This is a genomic window from Pseudomonas sp. SIMBA_068 (assembly GCF_046534705.1).
Lineage (GTDB): Bacteria > Pseudomonadota > Gammaproteobacteria > Pseudomonadales > Pseudomonadaceae > Aquipseudomonas > Aquipseudomonas putida.
Genome location: NZ_JAWRYI010001042.1, coordinates 1 through 254, shown reverse-complemented (window position 1 = coordinate 254; position 254 = coordinate 1). Strand labels below are relative to the sequence as shown.

Annotated in this window: 1 protein-coding gene; it reads right to left on the bottom strand. The window is 63.0% G+C overall.

The genetic code is table 11. The features are described 5' to 3' along the window. Nucleotides 1–254 (bottom strand): penicillin-binding transpeptidase domain-containing protein (locus SB756_RS32615; protein ID WP_410913582.1); only part of this gene is annotated, 254 nt, incomplete at both ends.

Here is a 254-nt window from a genome sequence, read left to right as displayed (position 1 = left end):
CTGATACCGGTGACGAACAGGTTCGGGTCGAAGCTCGGCTTGCTGACCATGGCGAGCACTTCGCCCGTACGTGGATCAAGTGCCACCACCGAGCCGCGACGGTCGCCCAGGGCCTCTTCGGCGGCCTCCTGGAGTTTGACGTCGAGGCTCAGCACGATGTTTTTGCCGGGGATCGGGTCGGTGTGCTTGAGAACGCGTAATACGCGGCCCTGGGCGTTAGTCTCGACCTCCTCATAGCCGACATGGCCATGCAG